Here is a 19,459-nt window from a genome sequence, read left to right as displayed (position 1 = left end):
TTTCCCCATGGACCCGGCCCCGGGCCCAGCCGACAATGGTCCCCATGAATCCCCTACCCGGTTCCGGCGAACCCCCTCCAGGAGCCCTGGAGGCGCTGCTGGAATCCCTGGATTCCTGGACGGCCCTGGTGGACCTGGACGGCTTCGTCTCCGTGGTCAACCGCGGCTGGGCGGCCTACGAGGGGGGCAATCCCTTCGTGGCGGGCCTGGGCCCCGGGGACGACTACGGGGCGGCGGTGCGCAAGGTGACGTCCTCGGCGGACGGGAATCTCTCCATCGTGGCCCTGGGGCTCCTGGCGGTGCTCAAAGGGAAGGTGCCGCGCCTGCGCCTGGAATTCCCGCTCAAGGGGGACTCCACCCAGTGGTTCGGGGTCCTGGCGGTGCGCTCGGGGGGCATGGTGGTCTTCCACCATTCGGATTTCACGGAGCGCATGCAGATCATGCAGCGCCTGCGCAAGGCCGAGACCCTCTTCAAGGCCACCACGGAGCATGCCCTGGACCTCATCTCGGTGCTGGACACGGACGGGAAGGTGGTCTTCACGAGCCACTCCCACCCCAAGGTGCTGGGCTATTCCGAACCCGAATGGAAGGCGCTCCGGCTGGAGGACCTGGTCCACCCCGGGGATGCCGAGGCCTACCTGAGGAACATCCGCGACGCCTTCCGGAGCGGGCTGAGTCCCTTCTTCGAGTACCGGATCCTCAACCGCAGCGGCGCCTGGAGCATCTTCGAGGGCCGGGCGGCGGTGGTGGAGACGGCTTCGGCCAGCAACGAGACGGTGCTTCTCATCTCCCGGGACATCACGAGCCGCAAGCAGGCCGAGCTCGAGCGGGCCTCCATGGAGGTCCAGCTGCGCCAGGCCCAGAAGCTGGAGGCCGTGGGGCAGCTGGCCGCGGGCATCGCCCACGAGATCAACACGCCCACCCAGTACATCAGCGACAACGTCCGGTTCCTGGAGGAGGCCTTCAACAGCCTGGCCGAGATCCTCCGGGAGGAGGGGGGGCTCCTGGACGAGGCCTCCAAGGATGCGGGCCTGGCGGCGCGGGCCACGGGCATCCGCGAGCTGATCCAGCGGGAGGACCTGGACTACCTCCTGGGCGAGGTGCCCCGGGCCATCCAGCAGTCCCTGGAGGGTCTTACCCGCGTATCCAGCATCGTGAAGGCCATGAAGATCTTCAGCCACCCGGGGGTGCCCGGGCGGGTGGTGGTGGACCTCAACCAGTGCGTGGAGACCACCTGCATCGTGGCGCGCAACGAGTGGAAATACGTCGCGCTCCTGGACACCGAACTGGACCCGGACCTGCCGAAGATCTCCTGCTACCCGGGTGAGGTGAACCAGATGATCCTCAACCTGATCATCAACGCCGCCCACGCCATCGAGGCCGCCCTGGGCGGCTCGGGGGAGAAGGGGAGGATCACGGTGCGCACCTCCCGGGACGGGGACTGGGCCGTGCTCCAGGTGGAGGACACCGGCACGGGCATTCCCAAACACATCCAGGACCAGGTGTTCCTCCCCTTCTTCACCACCAAGGCCGTGGGCAAGGGCACGGGGCAGGGGCTGGCCATCGTCCATTCCGTCGCGGCCAAGCACGGCGGTACGGTGGGCTTCGAGACGGAGGAGGGCAGGGGCACGACCTTCACCGTGCGCCTTCCCATCTCATCCAAGGACTAGGAAGGGCTCCTTCAGGCCCACGAGCCGGGCGAAGTTCTTCAGGCGCTCCAGGTGGCTCTCCCCCACGCGGGTGAGGGGCGGATAGACCAGGATCCCCTCCCGGGTCTCGACGCCCTCAACCAGGATCTGGCCGGCCTGGACGGTGTCGTGGGTGGCGAGGCGGGGCAGGTCCTGGTCCGCGGCCACGGGCTCGTCGGGCATCTCCAGGGTGCGCGCCAGGGCCTGGAGCACCTTGGGGTCGTAGAAGAGGGAGGCCTGGGTCATTTCCGCCAGGGCCGCATGGGCGCTGCCGCGCCGTTCCTCCAGGTCCAGGAAATCGGAGGCGACCTTCAGGATGCGCCCGCCCAGGGGGATCTCCTCCTCCCGGGCGTGGACGGGGGGGAAGCCCGAGCCGTTGTAGTTCTTGTTCATGAAGAGGATGGCCTGGGCGACCTCCTCCATGCGCGGGATGTGCCGGATGAGGTCGGAGCCGATCTCCGGCAGGCGCGTGACGGTCTCGCGCTCGTGGGAGGTGAGCGGGTCGCCCGAACGGGCCTTGGCCATGACCGAAGGGGGGACCGTCAGCGCCCCGATCTGGCTGAGCATGGAGGCCACGGTCACCACCCAGGTGGATTCCAGGTCCAGGGCCCGGGCGAGCTTCTGGGTCAGGGGGCCCAGGTGCTGGCTCCTGGCGAACGCCACCGGGTCGGCGATGGAAAGCAGGTCCACCAGCAGGGCGAGGCTGCCCTTGAGGGTGCCCTCCACCAGCTCCCGTTCCGCGGTCACCAGCTGGTACTGCTTGATACCTGCCTCCAGGGAGAGCGCCAGGGTATCGGGGTCGCAGGGCTTGGTGAGGAAGCGGAAGATGTTGCCCTCGTTCACGGCGTCGATGGCGGTGTTCTGGTCGGCGTTGCCGGTGAGCATCATGCGGACTGAATCCGGGGACAGTTCCTTGGCCTGGCTGAGGAACTGGATCCCGTCCATGCCGGGCATGCGCATGTCGGAGAGGATGACGCCGTAGGGCGGGTTGTCCCGGATGCAGGCCAGGCCTTCTTCGCCCCCCTGGGCCGTGTCGAACTGGAACCGCTTGCGCAGGGTCCGGGTGTAGGCGGCGAGGATGTTGGGGTCGTCATCGACCAGGAGAACCTTGGGGCTCATGGGAATTCCCTTTCCGCGGGTTCGAGGTTCCGCCATCCCGGGACGCGGTTCAGCAGGCCCGCGCCGGCGAGGAATCCGTCATCCCCGAGGCCCGCCGCCACGTGCACGGCCGCCATGGCCAGGGGATCGGCGAGCTGCGCCCGGCCCGGGGTCTCCAGGTTCCCCACGAGGTCCAGCAGCGGCGCCGGAAGCCCCAGGAGGGCCAGGTAGAGCCGGGAGATCCCGGGTCCGTCCTGGCCCTCCGTTCCGGGCCGGGCCAGGGCCAGGATCATGGGGCCCACGGCGGAAAGGAGGCCCCCGCAGTAGGCCAGGTCCTGGACCGGCGCCGGGGCGCCCTCGGCGCGGGTGATGGCCAGGGCAAGGCGGGCGGCGCGCAGATGGGATTCGCGCAGGGGCTTGAGCCGGGCTTCCGCGTCGGGCGGAGCCGGATCGCAGAGGAGATCGGCCAGCTCCTCCCGGCCCAGGAGCTGCGCGGCCTCCCAGGGGTCCACGGTGGCCCGGGGCGGGCCGTAGAAGGCGGAATTGACCAGCTGCAGGACCTTGGCCGAAAGGCCGGGATCCTGGCAGACCAGGGCTCCCAGGGTCGCGGCGGGAACCGAGGGATCCTCCAGGTACCTGCGCACCCGGTGGGCGGTGACGGGGCTCCCCGGCAGCTGCCCCATGCCCGTCACCGTCCCGAAGAGCGCCGCGTCGGCCTGCCCCAGGTCCCGGGCCTCCGACACCTGGACGAGGGTCGCCAGGAGGAGCCCGGGTTCGCTGGGCTTGGTGAGGAACCTGTGGGCGAGGCGCGCCGCGCCATGGAGCATGGCGGTTTCCTGGTGCCCGGAGAGCACGATGCGGATCATCTCCGGATGGTGTTCCCGGCCCCATTCCAGGAGCTGGACGCCGCTGTAGCCCGGCATGTTGAGGTCGGTGACCAGCACGTCGAAGGGCTGGACTTCGAGCAGCTCCAGGGCCTTGCGCCCGGATTCGGCCGCCACCACTTCCCAGAGGTTGCGCATGCGCCGGAGCATCCGCTCCAGGCCCAGCAGGATCAGCTGCTGGTCGTCCACCAGGAGGATCCGCATCCTAGCCAAGGGGCCTCCCCTCCGGGGCGGGGGCCACCGGGATGCGCAGGGTGAAGACGGAACCCGCTCCGGTCTCCGTCTCGAAGGCGACGGAGCCCCGGTGGCGCTCCACCACGACGGTGTGGACGATGGCCAGGCCCTGTCCGGTTCCCTTGCCGACCTCCTTGGTGGTGAAGAAGGGATCGAAGATCCGGGGCCGGACGTGCTCCGGGATCCCCGCGCCCGTGTCGCGCACCCGGATGACGGCCATGCCCGCCTCCAGGGCGGTGGAGACGGTGATGGTGCCCTTGGCCTCGGAGTCCCCGCCCTGGGCCTCGCCGATGGCGTGGGCGGCGTTGACCACGAGGTTGAGGACGGCCTGGTTGATCTCGTTGGGGTAGCACAGCACCGGCGGCAGGTCCGGGTCCAGGTCCAGGACGAGATCCGCCACGTATTTCCATTCGTTGCGGGAAACCGTGATGGTGCTCTCGATGGAGCGGTTCAGGTCCACTTCCAGGGGATCCTCGCTGCCGGGGTGGGAGAAGTCCTTCATGGCCTTGACGATGCGGGTGACCCGGGCGATGCCCTCCGCGGACTGGTCGAGGGCCCTGGGGATCTCCTCCTTGAGGTAGGGCAGGTCCACCTCCTCCAGGAGCTCGGCCAGGTGGCCGGGAGGCGCGGGGAGGGCCTCCTCCTGGGCCTCCACCACCCGCAGCAGGTCCTGGAAGGCCTCGGCCAGGAACCGCGTGTTGTCGCCGATGTACTGGGTGGGCGTGTTGATCTCGTGGGCGATGCCCGCCGCGAGCTGGCCGATGGCCTCCAGTTTCTGCGCGTGGCGCAGCTGCACTTCCAGGGAGAGGCGCTCCTGCTCGATGCGGCGCTGGTCGGTGATGTCCTCCATGAGCCACACGGAACCTTCGTGGGGGCGGGAGGGGTCCAGGGGCCTTCCGATCATGCGGCACCAGAACGGGGATCCGTCCCCCCGCAGGAGCTGCCAGGTGATGTCGGCGCACTCGCCCCGGACCATGGCGTCGTAGGTGGCGTGGGCCATGGCGGCGTAGGACGCGTCGTCGGGATACAGGAACCGGGTCGGGGCGCCCAGGAGTTCGGACACGGGCCGCCCCAGGATCTCCCCGATGCGGGAATTGACCCATTCGAAGACCCGGTCCCGCACGAAGGCGATGCCCAGGGTGGAGTTCTCCAGGATGAGGTTCTTGATGGCGTGGGCCTTCAGGAGCTCGGTATCCGCCTTCACCCGTTCCGTGACGTCCCGGGAGACGATGATGGCCCGGTCCGCCGGGGCGGAACCCCCGTGCACCACCGCCGCCCGGCCCTCGAAGTGGCGCCAGGTGCCGTCCTTGTGCAGCATCCGGAACAGGGTCGTGCCCTCCCCGTCGCCCTCGAAGAGCCGTTCCAGCTCCTCCTGGAGCCGCTCCCGGTCCTCGGGGTGGTACAGGAACATCGGGGGGAATTCGCTGAGCTCCTCCATGGTGAAACCCAGGGTCCGGGCGTGGGCGAAATTCTGGAACAACCGGTGGCCGGAACGGTCCAGCAACGTCACCAGGTCGCCGGCATTCTCGGTGATGATCCGGAACATCTCCTGATTTTGCCGCAATTGACCTTCCGTTCCCGGCTCCGCGCCCCCTCCGGGCGGGGAAAGCAGACAGGCGTTTCGCTGGAAGGCGCGGCGGAGGCACCGGGCCAGGAGCTCCGGGGAGAGTTCCGCCCGCCCCAGGCAATCCTGGGCCCCCTTGCGCAGGGCCTGGATCGCGACGGCCTCCGGGTCCGCCTTGGCCACGAGGACGGTGGCGACCCCGCCGCCCTCCCGGCGGAGGAGGTCCAGGGCGGGGAGCTCCGGCCCGCCCCCGAGGCCGGAGCCCAGGACCACCACCTCGATGCCGCCCCCGCGGACCCGCCTCAGGCCCTCCCCGAGGGTGGCCACCCCGGCCACGGCCGCGCCCGGAAGGGCCCTGGCGGCCAGTTCGACCAGGGCGCCCGAAAAAAGAGGGTCGTCCTCGATGACCAGGAGGGCGCGGGGCTGGTGAATTTCCGGGGGACGTTCGGACATCTTGAGGGGTACCTGCTAGATGGTATCGTCTGATTCGTCCCCGGAATGAAATTCAGCCTTCGGGAAATCCGAACGATAGAATGGAGAGGATTGCCAAGCGCCATGGCCGCCAAGACCCGGATCCTGTTCGTGGATGATGAACCGCTCGTTCTGCAGGGCCTCCAGCGGCTCCTGCGGAGCATGCGCGGCGAGTGGGACATGGTCTTCGTCACCAGCGGCGCCGAGGGCCTGGAGGAGCTGGCCCGGGCACCCTTCGACGTGGTGGTGGCGGATATGCGCATGCCGGGCATGAACGGCGCGGAATTCCTCAACCGGGTCATGCGCCTTTATCCCGGCACCATCCGGCTGGTGCTTTCGGGCCAGGCGGATTCCGACCTCATCCTCCAGGTGGAGGGCGCGGCCCACCAGTTCCTTTCCAAGCCCTGCGACCCCGGGATCCTCCGCACCGTGATCCAGTCCGCCAGCGAAATCGGAGGCCGGCTGCGCAGCGACGAGATCCGGCGGGTCCTGGGGGGGATTTCCCACCTTCCGGTGCTGCCGGCCGCCTACCAGGAGATCCAGGCCCTCCTGGCCATCGAGGCCACCACGGTGGAGGACCTGGGAAGGGTCGTGGAGAAGGACCCGGGCATGACGGGGAACATCCTGAAGTTGGTGAATTCCGCATACTTCGGCCTGCGCCAGCGGGTCTCGGATCCGGCGGAGGCCGTGGCCTTCCTGGGGTTCGACACCCTGAAGGCCCTGGCCCTCGTCCACGGCATCTTCCAGCAGGTGCGCGATTTCCCCCCCGGCTTCAATGGCGGCCACCTCTGGCGCCACAGCCTGGAGCTGGCCGCGGGGGCCCGGGGGATCGCCAGACATGAGGGCCTGGGCCGGGAGCAGGCCGCGGACTGCTTCACCGGGGGGCTCCTCCACGACATCGGCCTGCTCCTGATGGCTTCGGGCTTCCCGGCCGAGTACCAGCGGATCTCAGGCCTCCTCGCGTCCGGCGGGGTGGAACTCCTGGACGCCGAGATGGACGTGCTGGGCGTCCACCACGGCGAGGTGGGCGCCCACCTCCTGGGCCTCTGGGGCCTCCCGGGGGCGGTGGTGGAGGCCGTCGCCCATCACCACGGCCCCCGCCCCGCCCTGGGGATCACGCCCGAGGTGATCGTCCACGCCGCGGAAGTCCTGTCCACCTCCGTGGGCGATTTCCAGGTGTTCGGGCTCCACCGGGATGTCGACGACGCCCCCATCGAGGATCTCCTGGGGCCCCGGTTGCCGGCCTGGAAAGGCATCCTGGACCGGCTGCGGGAGGCGTAGGCCCTCCCCGGGCCCCATGCTATGCTCCGGTGCCCCGCCGCGGCGCAGGCTTCCCCCGCCCGCGGCCCCCGCATAGGATGATCCATGGCTTCCATTCTCCTCACCAAGGTGCTTGCCGCCCCTGGCGCCGACGAGGCCTGGTTCGAGGGGCTCCTCCGGTGGGTCCTGGACGGGGATCCGAAGGGGGGCCTGACCTCCGAGCGGTTCCGGCGCCTCCAGGAACTGCAGGAGCACCTGGACCTGAGGCCCTTCGGCGCGGGCTGGAAGGCCCGGATCCAGGCGGTGTGGGGCCACACCAGCGCGGTGGGCCTCCTGGCCGACGCGGGCCTGCCCACCCACGGATCCTTCCTGCGGGAGGCGGTGGAGCTCCTCGTGGACCGCTTCGTGCCCAGCCTCGACCCCGAGAACGATCTCTCCGCCCTGCTGCACCGGCTGGAACTGGACGAAGCCGACGCGGACTGGCTCGAGGCCCTCCCCGCCGGGGACGGCCTCTGGGACGAGCTCCTCGCCGTGCCCGCCGAGGCCCGTTGGGACGCCGTCCAGCTCCTGGCCCACCGGGCCGCGGCCCTGGGCCTGGCCCGGGATCTCCTGGGCCTGGGGCCCCAGGAGCGGGAACTGGATTCCCCCTTCGCGCGGCTCCCGGAAGCCGCGGCCGTGCTCCGCGGGGGCGGGGACCCGGGCTGGACCGGGCTCCTGGAGGACTGCCGGCGGCGCCTGGCCCGGGCCCACGAGCACCTGGAGAGCCACGGCACCAGCTCGGAGCTGGTGTACCGCCTGGACCTCCTGGAAGCCCATGTGGAGCGGTGCGGCAGGCTGGTGGATGTCATCCAGGGCCGGCTCGGGGGCAGGGCCTTCGCCGCCGACCTGATCCGGAGGAAGGCCCGGGCCCGGCGCCTGGGAACCCTCGTGAAGGGCTCCCTCCGCCACATGGCCCGCAAGGTGGTGGAGCACACGGGGCGCACCGGCGAGCACTACATCGCCGAATCCCGCGGGGAGTGGGTGAGCACCTTCTGGTCCGCCGCCGGAGGCGGCGCCCTCACGGCCTTCACGGCCTTCTTCAAATACGCCCTGGCCGCGGCCGCCGTCGCGCCCCTGGTGGGGGGCCTGGGCTTCGCGGCCAACTACACCCTCAGCTTCGTGGCCATGCAGTTCCTGGGCCTGACGCTCGCCTCCAAGCAGCCCGCCATGACCGCCGCGAGCCTCGCCGGGGCCCTGGAGGACAGCCGTTCCCGGGACGGCCTCCGGGCCCTGGTGGCCGGGATCACCCGCAGCCAGGCCATGGCCACCGCCGGCAACGTCCTGGTGACGATCCCCGTCACCGCGGTGCTGGCCCTGGCCTGGATGCGGGTCCTGGGGCGCCCCTTCGTGGACCCCGCCACCGCCGCCCACAGCCTCCACGGGCTCCATCCCTTCCTTTCCTGGACCATCCCCTTCGCCATCCTCACCGGGGTGCTGCTCTGGATGTCCAGCCTCGCCGCGGGCTGGGCCGCGAACTGGAGCGCGTACCGCCGCCTTCCCGAGGCCGTGGCCGGCCACCGCCGCCTCCGCAACTGGCTGGGCCCCGCCGGGGCCGAGGCCCTGGGACGCGGCGTCGGGCGCCACTTCAGCGGGGTGGTGGGCTACGTGGCCCTGGGCATGCTCCTGGGCTTCCTGCCCGTGGCCTTCGCCTTCGCGGGCCTGCGCGTGGAGGTCCGCCACGTGACCCTCAACGCCGCGTCCCTGGCCCTCTGCGCCGTGCAGGACGCGCCCCGGTGGACCGACATCGCCTGGGGCCTCGCCAGCATCGTCCTCATCGGCATCTGCAATTTCGGCGTATCGTTCCACCTGGCCCTGAGGACGGCCATGAAGGCCCGGGGCGTGACGGGTTTCCGCGAACTGAGCTGGCTGGGGCGGGAGTTCCTGAAGAGCCCCTGGACGTTCCTGGGACCGCCGCGGTAGGACCAGGACGTTCGGCCCCGGTTCTCGGCCGGGCAGGCGGCCTCGTTGGAGTCCGTAGGAGACGATGGGGCTGGGCTTCACCTGAGTGGATGGCTGCGAGGGGCCTTGCGTGGCGACCGACCTGCGCCGACCCTGATCAGGGAAGGCGAGCAACGCATGGCAGCCTCCAAGGACCGGGAATGCCCCGAAGGTGTTGCCCATCAGAAAATGCACGCGAAGGGACCCGAGCGGTATTCCATTCGGAACGCAAGGAGGAACCCCTCAGGCGGAGCGGGGGCAATGCGTCCTGGAGGGCGGGTTTGGGATGGAGTCCTTGAGTCGGACCTTGCCGAGATCCCAGTCGATGATGCAGCGCCAACCCCTCTTCTTCCCCGGCATATGCACCAGCACCTCCCATCCCTTCGTCCCGTCCGTTTGTAGGGTCTTTCGGGCCGTTACCGCCTCGCCAAGGGTGTCACATTCAGCAACGGCTTTGGCCTCCTCAAGGGTCGTGCAGGGGGTCTCCAGGACAAGGAGCGCGGCAAGGATCAGAGGGGTGGCGGGGAACGGCATGGAAGCCTCCGTGGCGGGACGGTGGTGCATGGCTATTCATGAGTGGATCCCGAAGGCATCGAGGGATGCGCTCGGGGCAAAGCGGAGTTCCCGGTGGTTTCATGACCACGCCTTAACGCCGGGACCAACCAACAAGTGCGAGTTGATGAACTGAGGTTTCTATTAAATTATAATATTGGGTATAAACGGAAACCATCTTCAGAATACGGACATTCGTGGTGAAGGCATTGCCTCGCCGAATGACCTGCGTTGGAGTCAGGGCGTCGGCTCCGCACCCCAATTGGGTCCTTCAGGAGAAACCATGCAAGGATTACGTGGACTTGGCAGGACCGGTCTCGGCTGGATGGCATTGGTGATTGGCGCATCTTCAGGCTGGCGATTGATGGGCCAGTCTGTAACGCCGGGTGCCAGCATGTGCGCCCACGGTTCTGGGCGTTTGGATATCCCGAGTGGCTCGGTTGGCGCGAACTGGGTTAATCCCAGGAATGGGCAACAGTTATTCTATAATACGTTCAATAATCAGACTGCGGTCATGCAATCCTTTTCACAGGAAGTCCGGGGGGAGGTGAGGAGCGAATTCGACGGGTCCATCAGCCTGGGCTCGGCCTGTGCCAGGGTAGGGACTTCGGTGGTCGTCAGTCTCACCCGGGCCTATCCGGTGAATATCCCTCCCCATTCTTCCGTTACCATGGCTGCGTATGCAAACATGATGAGCAGAAGCCTCGAGATGCTGAGCACATGTTCCAATTGCCATGATGTAATTAATGTGAAATCAAATTGGGTTACGTCTGCGCGTGGAATAAATGAATATTTTAAAAATAGATAAGAGCAAGAGTTGAAAATACATATGCTGATTGAGCAAGTTCTTCATATAATTATTGAAATGTCATCCTTCCTGTGTTTCGCCCAAGCCCTGAATCCGGTAGGTTTGGAAGCGCCCCGGGGTCCAGTCCTTGTGGCCCTGGGCCCAAGGAGGGACCTCGCCGAACAGGGGCCCCGGTTCTGGGAGCTGCTGGCAACAGATGCGATGGTGGACCTGGGAGTCGCGGGGCGGGAGGTTTCGGAGGACGGAGGCGAGTCGCGGACCCAAGGAGCCGCCCTTCGCCAACGAGGGGGCCTGGGCACCGCCGCCCGGGCACCCCGTGCTTGGGTGCTACTGGGCCGGGACGGGAAGGCCCTGGCCTCGGGCCTCGGTCTGCCCAACGCCGACAGCCTGGCCCGAGCGTTGGAGGCGGGCGGAGAGCGGAACCCCGTGGCCCTGCTCCAGGCCTTCCTGAAGGAACGGCCGGACCATGACGAGGCCCGGCTAGACCTGGCCCGGGCCCTTCGCCCGCGGCTTCTGGCGCGACTCCAGAACCTGCCTGCGGACAAGGGCCGGGAGCTCTCCCCGGAGGCAGATGTCCGCGTCTGGGGCCCGATGGCCCAGGAACTGGACTGGCTGCTCCAGGATGGGCGGTGGGTGGGGCTGAACCTCAACCTAGACCGGGGTCTGCTGCCCGAGGGCGTGCCGGAGCGGCATAGCCCCCTGATGAAGGCCCTGTACCGGCGCCACCGGCCCAGCCTGCTGAAGGAGGTGCAGCGCTTCCCGGAATACCCTCCAGCCTGGTTCAACCTCCTGCGAATGGATCAGGCCTTGGGGGAGCCCGGGCTGTTGCGGGCCCTGGAAGGGATCACCTGGTTCCAGGTCCGACCCGTCGAGGCGGCCATGATGCCCTATGGAACCCTGGCTCAACGCATCCACGCGGAGGCAAAGCGAACCGGAGACTGGCGAGGCGCCATGGAAGTGGGGCAGGCGCTTTGGGCCCATCTGGTCCGGCCCAAGTTGGCATTCTACGGGAAGGCCTGTCTCCTGCCACCGGAGGCCAGCGCCGCCGAAAGCGAGAAGTGGAGCGTGGCGGAGCGGGACACGGTCTGGGCCCAGTTGCTCTCTCCCCTGGTCGAGGCCCTGGTCCGCTCCGGCGGCGAGTCCGAAGTGCCCGCCCTCCTGGGGGAGCTGGACGGAAGCTGGATTCCGCTCGGCTTGGAGACCCGGCTCGTGAGGCTGGCACGATCTCTGGAGCGTGCGGATTTGGTTCCGATGTGGATTACCGCCATCCAGGCCCTCCCAGTCCAGGTCCCCAGGGAGGGCCTTCTGGGCCACGACCGGGTCCTCTTCCACCAGGGTCAAGGGATCGAAGGCCCGCCCCCTGGTTTCGACAAGCCGTTCCGCATGCTGGGCATGACCCTGGGCTTCGAGGAGGTACCAGCATCCTGGGTCCACCGCTTGGGTTGGAAAGGTCAGGGACCACGATGGGCACTGTTGGACGCCCAAGGCCGGACCCTGCTCCATGGGGAGCGTCTTCCCACGGGCGGGCAACTGATGGTCGAGTACAAGGCTCGGGGTCTCCCCGTGGATTTGGACCGGGTTGTCGGCTTCCGCCAGCGGAACCCGGAGCACCTGGGGGCCCTCGCCATCGAGGTCCGGCTCCGGGGCACCATCGCCTGGGCTCGGCATGAGGAGCGGACCGAGGGGCCTAACCCGCCGGGCTCCATGCTCGGACCTGAAATCGAGGCGTGGCGGACCTTCTTCGCTGTCCTGGAGCAGCTTGTGAGAGATCCCCTGGGCTGTCGCCCAGGGGTCATGCGCGCAGCCCAGGTGCGGGTTCCCACCCCCCGCGAACTGGGCGAGTGCAACCAGGCCCTGGAGGCCGAAAGTCTTGCGCGGCGGATCCTGCCCCGGCTGGAATCCGGTCTTGGCCGGTGCCCGACCGACATGGACCTCTGGAGGCTATGGTTTGCCTTTGCCCCCCACTGGGATCGCCCACTGGCACCTTTCCTCGACAGCTTGGCTCCGAGCCCCATGACGTTGCCAGGAGCCTGGCCGCCCCAGGAAATCCTGGCGGCTGCCGCGGATGGGCTTAAGCTCCAGGAGCGTTGGCAGGACCTGGCGGACCTGCTTGGACCGCGCTGGATGGTTCGACGGAAGGAGGTGGAAAAGCTTCTCCGCGCCAAGCACCCGGCGGCCGTTCTGGGCTATTACCAGAACTGGAGTTGGGAATTAAGCCGGCCGCTGCTGGAGAGCCTGCTTAGACTGGGCCGCACCCGGGAGGCCGACGAGATGCTGGAAGCCCTGGCAGCTGCAGGTGGGGAGCCAGGTCCATCCGAGCTGGGAAGCCTTTGCCAGCTCGCAAGGGAACTGGGGATGGATTCCTGGGGCGCAAAATGGAGGCCCAAGGGGTTCAAGGAACCCTGAACAGGAAAGGGGGAAGGTCATGCAAAGGCGTAACACCAAGAATCCTGGAAGGCCGTTTCCGGACGTGCTCGGGCAAACACGGGATTCAAGGCGCAGGCATGTAGCTCCCTGCCGGGGTGGGTGCTTTTTCTTCCGCCTCTTCCCTTTCCCGCTTCCTTTTCTCGTCCGATCTCTTCCAATCAATTGAGGCTATGTCGAATTCCACCTCGCCATAAATTACGGGAGGAGTGTCCTGGTCCGCCAAGGGGTAGTCGGCTGCAAATTGTTTTTCGATCCGATGCCGAAGATTGAAGTGCGTCCGCTCCACGATGTCTTCGGCGCCCCAGGTTGCGGTCTTTGCCCAGCCCGGCGGGATGGGGGAAAAGCCCAGCACCTCGATGACCGTGCCCACGGGGGCCCCGTTGAGGTTTACAAGGGTTAGGTAGTGCTTGGCGGGGAAATGGGGGCTGTAGTGGTCGGGCCCGGAATGGGACTGCCCGGTGATGACCCATCCGGGAGAGATCCGTGTTCCGAGTTTGTTCTCGACCGTCAAGGTCTCACCGCAACCGGCCCACACGTTCACGGCACCGGACAGAAGCCATACTACCGGCAGAAAATGGGGAAAGGAGATCCATTGCATACGTTCCTCCTTCTGTTGAACGGGGCCACCAGCCATCGACCGTGACGGTGAACTCCCGGATAGAACCAGTAATGCCGGGGATATCCATTGGGTTCCAAGGCCGCGAAACCGGTTTTGGCCATGCCGGGCGCTCCGGAAGGACGACCCAGCTCTGTGGTTCACGGGGCGGAGCGGAACCTGTTGCCGCGGCGGATCAGGTTTAACTCTGAAAGAGCCCGGGGGACTGAATCACCCTTCCGCTCTGGAGACCGGAGGACTCATGGGACAATCCATAGCAACCTCCCCCGCGAATAGTGGCCATTGGGTACGCGCTGTCGCCCTGTCTGCCTTTTGTACGTCCGCCGGGTTCGCTGGCTTTGGGGACGTCCTGGATATCAAAGGGAATTCTGAGATCCCAACGGGTTGGGTTGTCATCGAAGTCCTAGGTCCGACGCAGATGTGGGTAGGAATCGCCCCAAAGGTACCTGCCTCGAGCCTGACATTCCGGATCAAGAACCTGAACGGGGCCCGGTTGGGGGACGTGGAAAAGGTCCGGCGCAACTCGCCGGTCCCGACCGGGTGGGTCATCATTGAGGAAGCCATGCCCGTCACCTTTTCAACCGGGCGTGGAACTTCGCGCCCCGATGGAACGGGGGAACGGACCATCAAATGCATTGCGGTGCGATGAGTCGGACCGCCCCGGGCGCACCTCTCCGGGCGCCTGGGCCTCCTACCTAAGCAAACACGACCTACTACTTGTTTCCGAAAACCGGATTGTTGGACGTATGGATTATGAGGCCGGGGACCGCAGGAACGGCCGGTTTGTGGATCTTGTAGAAGTACCAGGCGGTGAGGAGGAACCCCACGCCCACGACGATGGCGCGCACGGTCTTCCTTCCCACCCGGTGGGCCATGTGGGAGCCGAAGAACCCCCCGCCCATGGCGGCCACGGCCATGAGGGCCGCGGTTCCCCACACGACGTTGCGGCCGTGGAAGAGGAACTCGGCGCCCAGGAACAGCAGGATGGCCACGCCGTTGATGGACAGGGCCAGGAAGTTCTTGAGGCCGTTCATCTGGTGGATGTCGGTGAGGCCCAGGAGGCTCAGGGCGGCGAGCATGAGGATCCCGATGCCCGCGCCGAAGAAGCCGCCGTAGATGCCCACCAGGAACTGGAAGAAGACGGCGCCCATCCACCAGGTCCGGCTCCGCTCCCCGCCGTGGACGTGGCCCAGGGCCTTGGAGATGGAATCGTTGGCGGCCATGAGGAGGGTGGCGGTGAGGATGAGCCAGGGGATGAGGAGGTCGAAGGTCCTGGCCGGCGTGGCCAGCATGAGCCAGGCGCCCAGGGCCGCGCCCAGGAGGGAAGGGGGCACGAGGCGCAGGGCGAAGCGGCGGGTGCCCTTCAGGTCCTCCCGGTGCCCCAGGAAGCCCCCGATGGATCCGGGCCACAGGGCCAGGGTGCTGGTCACGTTGGCCTGCTGTCCCGTGAGGCCGATGCCCAGGAGGGCTGGGAAGGAGATCAGCGTGCCCCCCCCGGCGATGGAATTGATGGTGCCCGCGGCGAAGGCCGCGGCGGCAACGGTGAGTTCGCGCCAGAGGTGGATCATCCTAAGAGACTAGGGGCAGTCCGGACGGGAATCCAGGGACAATCGAGGCCCGGTCCGGCCGGCCTCGGCCAGCACCGCCGCCGCCGCGCCGGGGACGGCCTGCGCCAGATGGGGGCTCAGGTCCACGGTCATGTCCTGGGGCAGGGCGATGCTGAGGGTGAAGAGCACCACGTCCGGCGTTCCCTGGTCCAGGAGGTAGAAGCTGTCCAGCAGGTCCCGGAGCCCGATGTCGTGGGCGGCGAGGCTGGGGGGGAAGTCGCTGGAGAACCTCGGGGACAGCCGGCGCAGGGTGCCGGGAGGGTTGCCGTCGGCGGTGGCGTCCACCAGGACGATGCGCCGGGCCCGCTGCATGGGTTCCAGGAGCACCAGGCTCCCGGTGCCGCCGTCCAGGTACGTCACGCCGGGGGGAGCGGGGGCTTCCATGAGGCGGCGCACCACGTGGACTCCCACCCCCTCGTCCCCCAGGAGGGTGTTGCCGATGCCCAGCACCAGGACCTGATCACGCGTCACGGTGCTCCTTCTCGAACTTCCAGCCGCCCACCATGGAGGAGGTGGTGCCCCGGCCCTCGATGTAGTCGTGGTAGAAGACCAGGTACACGTGCACGAGAATGAAGATCACGTAGAACCACAGCATGGCATGGTGCCACTGGCGCGCGGCCTGGTCACCGCCCAGGAAGGGCACGACCCAGGCGAAGGCCTTGCCGGCGATGGAACGGCTCATGGGGGCGTAGAGGCCGAAGCCCGTGGCCACCTGGAAGAGGAAGGCGAAGAAGGTGGCGAAGTAGATGGTCCCCGCCAGGCGGTTGTGGCCCAGGTGGACGGGCCCCTTGAGCTTGGTCTGGAAGACGTCCACCCGGAGCACGTCCAGGATCTCGGCGAGGTTCTTCCGGGAGGTGGGGATGAACTGGCGCCAATCCGCGTATTGATTGCCGACGAAGCCCCAGTAGATGCGGGCCAGGAAGTTGACGAGGAAGACGTAGCCCGCGGCGAAGTGCACGAAGCGCAGGGTGCCGAACCAGTACTGGCCGGAGGCCTCCTGGGCGAACCCCACGTGGATGGGGTTGCCGATGAAGTAGCCCGTGACGATCAGGGCCGTCACGGCGAAGCCGTTGATCCAGTGGAAGGCCCTCACGGGCAGCTCCCACACATAGACGCGCTTGTAGGTGGCGGCCGGCATGTCCCCTCCGCTCAGTTGAACTGGACCTGGTGGATCTGCCGGCCGGTGGGGTCGTACAGGTGCACGGCGCAGGCCAGGCAGGGATCGAAGGAATGGACCGTCCGGAGGATCTCCACCGGCTGGTCCACGTTGGCCACGGGCGTCCCGATCAGGGCGGCCTCGTACGAGGACCGCTGCCCCTGGGCGTCCCGGGGGGAGGCGTTCCAGGTGCTGGGCACCACCAGCTGGTAGTTGTCGATGACCTTGTCCTTGATGCTGATCCAGTGGGCCAGGGCTCCCCGGGGGGCCTCGGTGAGGCCCACCCCCTCGGCCGCGGCGGGCCAGGTGTCGGGGTCCCAGTGGTAGCGGGTGTGGGTGCGGACCTCGCCGTTCCTGAGGTTGGCGACCAGCTCGTCAAAGAACCCCTTCATCCAGTGCGCCACCACCTGGGTCTCCACGCCCCGCGCCGCGGTGCGGCCCAGGGTGGAGAAGAGGGCGCCGATGGGCACGTCCAGCTTGCCCAGCACCACCCCCACCAGCTCCTTCACGTCGGTGTCGCCCTTGGCGTAGGCAACCAGCATCCGGGCCAGGGGGCCCACCTCCATGGGATGCTCCTTCCACCGCGGCGTCTTGAGCCAGGAGTACTTCCCCTCCACGTTGAGCTGGTCGTACGGGGGCTTGGGGCCAGTGTAGTTGAACTCGGTCTCGCCCTTGAAGGGGTGGAGGCCGACCTGGTCCCCGCCGCCGTACTTGTACCAGGAGTGGGAGATGTACTCCCTGATCTCCTTCTCGTCCCGGCCGTTGACCTCGTGGACCTCGTTGAGGTTGCGGCCCAGGATGGCGCCCCGGGGGAGCAGGAAGGAACCCACGTCCCGGATGCCCCGGGTGGGCAGGTCCCCGTAGGCCAGGTAGTTCTCCAGGCCTCCGCCGATGGCGGCCCAGTCCTTGTAGAACCCGGCGATGGCCAGGAGATCGGGCACGTACACCTGCTCCACGAAGGTGATGGCGTCCTTGATGAGGCTGGCCACGTGGTTGAGGCGCTCGGTGTTGATGGCGTTGACCTCGTCGATGTTGAACGAGCAGGGCACCCCGCCCACCAGGTAGTTGGGGTGGGGGTTCTTGCCGCCGAAGATGGCGTGGATCTTCACGATCTCCTTCTGCCACTCCAGGGCGTCCAGGTAGTGGGACACGGCGATGAGGTTCACCTCCGGCGGGAGCTTGTAGGCCTTGTGGCCCCAGTAGCCGTTGGCGAAGATCCCCAGCTGGCCGCTTTCCACGTACTTCCTCAGGCGGGTCTGCACGGCGGCGAAGTGGCCGGGATTGGACCGGGGCCAGGCGGAAAGGGACTGGGCGATCCTGGACGCGGCCGCGGGGTCGGCCTTGAGCATGCTCACCACGTCCACCCAGTCCAGGGCGTGCAGGTGGTAGAAGTGGACCACGTGGTCCTGGATGAACTGCGCGCAGAACATGAGGTTTCGCACCAGTTCGGCGTTCTTCGGCACCTCGATGCCCAGGGCGTCCTCGACGCTGCGGCAGCTGGCCAGGGCGTGGACCGTGGTGCACACGCCGCAGACGCGCTCGGTGAAGGCCCAGGCATCCCTTGGATCGCGGCCCCTGAGGATCTTCTCGATGCCGCGGACCATGGTGCCGGCGCTGAAGGCGTCCTTCACGACGCCGTTCTCCACCACCGCCTCGATGCGGAGGTGGCCCTCGATGCGGGTGACGGGATCGATGACGATGCGCTTGGTCATCACTTGGCCCCTTCGTCTTCAGTCTGGCCCGCGGGGGAGGATTCCTTCACCGTCTCGGCGATGAGCGGGCGTTTGCGGATGTTGGTGGTGACGGCATGGGCGGCGACCCCCACCGCCACCCCGATGCCCAGCCCGAGGCCGATGGTGTCGGCGGTGGATTCGATGCCGAAGCCCGGGGTGTGGGGCAGGTGGCGGTAGAAGGGCCCGTTGTCCCAGAACCCGTTCTCCGAGCACCCGATGCAGCCGTGGCCGGACTGGATGGGATAGCTGACGCTCCCGTTCCACTTGGTCACCGAACACGCGTTGTAGGTCACCGGCCCCCGGCAGCCCATGCGGAACAGGCAGTACCCCTTGCGCGCGCCCTCGTCGTCCCAGGCGTCCACAAAGAGCCCGGCGTCGTAGTAGGGGCGGCGGTAGCAGGTGTCGTGCACCCGGCGCCCGTAGAATTCCTTGGGCCGGCCCTGGGCGTCCAGCTCGGGCCCGCGCCCGAACATCAGGATGTGCGTGACCACCGCGGCCATGACGTCGGCGATGGGCGGGCACCCGGGGACGTTGATCACGGGCTTGCCCACCAGCTTCGAGATGGCCGTGGCGTTGGTGGGGTTGGGCTTCGCGGCCTGGACGCAGCCGTAGGAGGCGCAATTGCCCCAGGCGATGATGGCCGCGGCGTCCTTGGCGGCCTTCTTGAGGATCTCCTCGGCGCTTTCTCCGTTGATGCAGCAGTAGGCCCCGCCCGCGCCCGTGGGCACGGAGCCCTCCACCAGGAGGATGTACTTGCCGGGGTAGTTCTTCATCGTGTCGTGGAGGCACTTCTCCGCCGCGGCGCCCGAGGCGGCCTGGAGGGTTTGGGTATAGTCCAGGGAGATGGCGTCCAGGAGCACGTCGGCCACCACCGGGTGGGATCCCCGGATGAAGGATTCGCTGCAGCAGGTGCACTCCTGGAAGTGGAGCCACACCACCGGGGGCCGGCCCTTCTTCTCGAAGGTGGCCGCGACGGCCGCGGTGGCCTGGGTCCCCAGCCCCGCGGCCACCGCCGCGAAGCCGCAGAACTCCATGAACTCGCGACGGCTGTAGCCCTTCCCCTTCATGGTCTCCCACAGGGACTCCCTTGGCACCGACATGCAGCCTCCTCGGAAATGAGATTGAGACCCATTTTTATGAAATATTCAATCAATGCTGGAAACTGGTCAAAGGTTAGGAGTACTCCCGGGGAAGTCAACGAAAAGGCACTGCTTTTGTGATGATTCCCCAGATGATGTCCCCAGGCCCACCCAGGTGCCTCCATCCCTTTTATCCCCGACATCGGCGTTTATCCCTGTTGAGCAGGGCCGGCGATGGATTGGGTAGGCGCTCCCGTTACCCGGGTCCCCCGACCCATCCCCGCCCCGGCCCTGCTGAACAGGGA

Annotated in this window: 14 protein-coding genes; 4 read left to right on the top strand and 10 right to left on the bottom strand. The window is 67.5% G+C overall.

Annotated elements, in window-relative coordinates; all coding sequences use genetic code 11:
• The first annotated feature begins 44 nt into the window (after positions 1-44).
• Positions 45-1,670 carry a PAS domain-containing sensor histidine kinase gene (locus R2J76_RS15625; RefSeq protein ID WP_316412567.1) on the top strand — a complete coding sequence of 542 codons (1,626 nt, stop codon included), beginning with the start codon at positions 45-47 and terminating at the stop codon, positions 1,668-1,670.
• Here the strand turns inward: R2J76_RS15625 and R2J76_RS15620 are convergent.
• The 3 genes from R2J76_RS15620 to R2J76_RS15610 are packed head-to-tail and all read right to left on the bottom strand — an operon-like array spanning position 1,656 to position 5,921.
• Positions 1,656-2,807: an HD domain-containing phosphohydrolase gene (locus R2J76_RS15620; protein ID WP_316412566.1), complete on the bottom strand. Its 1,152-nt coding sequence runs from the start codon at positions 2,805-2,807 to the stop codon at positions 1,656-1,658. The two genes, R2J76_RS15625 and R2J76_RS15620, sit on opposite strands and share 15 nt — an antisense overlap.
• Complete coding sequence (locus R2J76_RS15615) at positions 2,804-3,874, bottom strand: response regulator (protein WP_316415898.1); 1,071 nt, start codon at positions 3,872-3,874, stop codon at positions 2,804-2,806. Before R2J76_RS15615 ends, R2J76_RS15620 begins: the two co-directional genes overlap by 4 nt.
• Before the next feature lies 1 nt (position 3,875).
• Positions 3,876-5,921 (bottom strand): PAS domain S-box protein, encoded by a 2,046-nt coding sequence (locus R2J76_RS15610; RefSeq protein ID WP_316412565.1) that lies wholly within the window; start codon positions 5,919-5,921, stop codon positions 3,876-3,878.
• 102 nt (positions 5,922-6,023) lie between these two features.
• On the opposite strand from R2J76_RS15610, the gene R2J76_RS15605 reads away from it, so the two are divergent.
• Both R2J76_RS15605 and R2J76_RS15600 read left to right on the top strand, forming a co-directional pair.
• The gene (locus R2J76_RS15605; RefSeq protein WP_316412564.1) at positions 6,024-7,220 is read left to right on the top strand and encodes a response regulator; all 1,197 of its coding nucleotides are present in this window, start codon (positions 6,024-6,026) and stop codon (positions 7,218-7,220) included.
• An 84-nt stretch (positions 7,221-7,304) separates the two neighbouring features.
• Positions 7,305-9,158, top strand: coding sequence for a hypothetical protein (locus tag R2J76_RS15600; protein WP_316412563.1), 1,854 nt, complete (start codon positions 7,305-7,307; stop codon positions 9,156-9,158).
• A 261-nt stretch (positions 9,159-9,419) separates the two neighbouring features.
• On the opposite strand, the gene R2J76_RS15595 is transcribed toward R2J76_RS15600, so the two are convergent.
• A complete protein-coding gene (locus R2J76_RS15595) occupies positions 9,420-9,710 on the bottom strand; it encodes a hypothetical protein (RefSeq protein WP_316412562.1) in 291 nt (96 codons plus the stop codon).
• Between the two features lie 1,150 nt (positions 9,711-10,860).
• Here R2J76_RS15595 and R2J76_RS15590 point away from each other — a divergent pair.
• Positions 10,861-12,942, top strand: a complete 2,082-nt coding sequence (locus tag R2J76_RS15590; protein ID WP_316412561.1) for a hypothetical protein — start codon at positions 10,861-10,863, stop codon at positions 12,940-12,942.
• A gap of 85 nt (positions 12,943-13,027) precedes the next feature.
• Here R2J76_RS15590 and R2J76_RS15585 read toward each other — a convergent pair whose 3' ends face one another.
• The 6 genes from R2J76_RS15585 to R2J76_RS15560 all read right to left on the bottom strand — a co-directional run bounded on the left by R2J76_RS15585 (position 13,028) and on the right by R2J76_RS15560 (position 19,175).
• Positions 13,028-13,561 carry a hypothetical protein gene (locus tag R2J76_RS15585; protein ID WP_316412560.1) on the bottom strand — a complete coding sequence of 178 codons (534 nt, stop codon included), beginning with the start codon at positions 13,559-13,561 and terminating at the stop codon, positions 13,028-13,030.
• A 731-nt stretch (positions 13,562-14,292) separates the two neighbouring features.
• Entirely contained in the window at positions 14,293-15,147 is an 855-nt protein-coding gene (locus tag R2J76_RS15580) for a sulfite exporter TauE/SafE family protein (protein WP_316412559.1), read from the bottom strand.
• 9 nt (positions 15,148-15,156) lie between these two features.
• On the bottom strand, positions 15,157-15,657 hold the full coding sequence (locus R2J76_RS15575; RefSeq protein ID WP_316412558.1) for a hydrogenase maturation protease: 501 nt from the start codon (positions 15,655-15,657) through the stop codon (positions 15,157-15,159).
• Positions 15,647-16,324 carry a Ni/Fe-hydrogenase, b-type cytochrome subunit gene (cybH, locus tag R2J76_RS15570; RefSeq protein ID WP_316412557.1) on the bottom strand — a complete coding sequence of 226 codons (678 nt, stop codon included), beginning with the start codon at positions 16,322-16,324 and terminating at the stop codon, positions 15,647-15,649. Before cybH ends, R2J76_RS15575 begins: the two co-directional genes overlap by 11 nt.
• 11 nt (positions 16,325-16,335) lie before the next feature.
• The gene (locus R2J76_RS15565) at positions 16,336-18,054 is read right to left on the bottom strand and encodes a nickel-dependent hydrogenase large subunit (RefSeq protein ID WP_316412556.1); all 1,719 of its coding nucleotides are present in this window, start codon (positions 18,052-18,054) and stop codon (positions 16,336-16,338) included.
• Positions 18,054-19,175 carry a hydrogenase small subunit gene (locus R2J76_RS15560; protein WP_316412555.1) on the bottom strand — a complete coding sequence of 374 codons (1,122 nt, stop codon included), beginning with the start codon at positions 19,173-19,175 and terminating at the stop codon, positions 18,054-18,056. The genes R2J76_RS15565 and R2J76_RS15560 overlap by 1 nt, the downstream gene beginning before the upstream one ends.
• Between the last annotated feature and the right edge of the window lie 284 nt (positions 19,176-19,459).

The organism is Mesoterricola silvestris, from assembly GCF_030295405.1.
Taxonomy (GTDB): domain Bacteria; phylum Acidobacteriota; class Holophagae; order Holophagales; family Holophagaceae; genus Mesoterricola; species Mesoterricola silvestris.
The sequence above is the reverse complement of the archived record's forward strand: the minus strand, read 5'-3'. Positions and strand labels throughout refer to the sequence as shown.

Bases quoted from the DNA above. Each gene is read 5' to 3' on its own strand.
- R2J76_RS15615 (WP_316415898.1), bottom strand. From the start codon at position 3,874: ATGCGGATCCTCCTGGTGGACGACCAGCAGCTGATCCTGCTGGGCCTG.
- cybH (WP_316412557.1), bottom strand. From the start codon at position 16,324: ATGCCGGCCGCCACCTACAAGCGCGTCTATGTGTGGGAGCTGCCCGTG.
- R2J76_RS15625 (WP_316412567.1), top strand. From the start codon at position 45: ATGAATCCCCTACCCGGTTCCGGCGAACCCCCTCCAGGAGCCCTGGAG.
- R2J76_RS15610 (WP_316412565.1), bottom strand. From the start codon at position 5,921: ATGTCCGAACGTCCCCCGGAAATTCACCAGCCCCGCGCCCTCCTGGTC.
- R2J76_RS15600 (WP_316412563.1), top strand. From the start codon at position 7,305: ATGGCTTCCATTCTCCTCACCAAGGTGCTTGCCGCCCCTGGCGCCGAC.
- R2J76_RS15560 (WP_316412555.1), bottom strand. From the start codon at position 19,175: ATGTCGGTGCCAAGGGAGTCCCTGTGGGAGACCATGAAGGGGAAGGGC.
- R2J76_RS15605 (WP_316412564.1), top strand. From the start codon at position 6,024: ATGGCCGCCAAGACCCGGATCCTGTTCGTGGATGATGAACCGCTCGTT.
- R2J76_RS15595 (WP_316412562.1), bottom strand. From the start codon at position 9,710: ATGCCGTTCCCCGCCACCCCTCTGATCCTTGCCGCGCTCCTTGTCCTG.
- R2J76_RS15585 (WP_316412560.1), bottom strand. From the start codon at position 13,561: ATGCAATGGATCTCCTTTCCCCATTTTCTGCCGGTAGTATGGCTTCTG.
- R2J76_RS15565 (WP_316412556.1), bottom strand. From the start codon at position 18,054: ATGACCAAGCGCATCGTCATCGATCCCGTCACCCGCATCGAGGGCCAC.
- R2J76_RS15580 (WP_316412559.1), bottom strand. From the start codon at position 15,147: ATGATCCACCTCTGGCGCGAACTCACCGTTGCCGCCGCGGCCTTCGCC.
- R2J76_RS15620 (WP_316412566.1), bottom strand. From the start codon at position 2,807: ATGAGCCCCAAGGTTCTCCTGGTCGATGACGACCCCAACATCCTCGCC.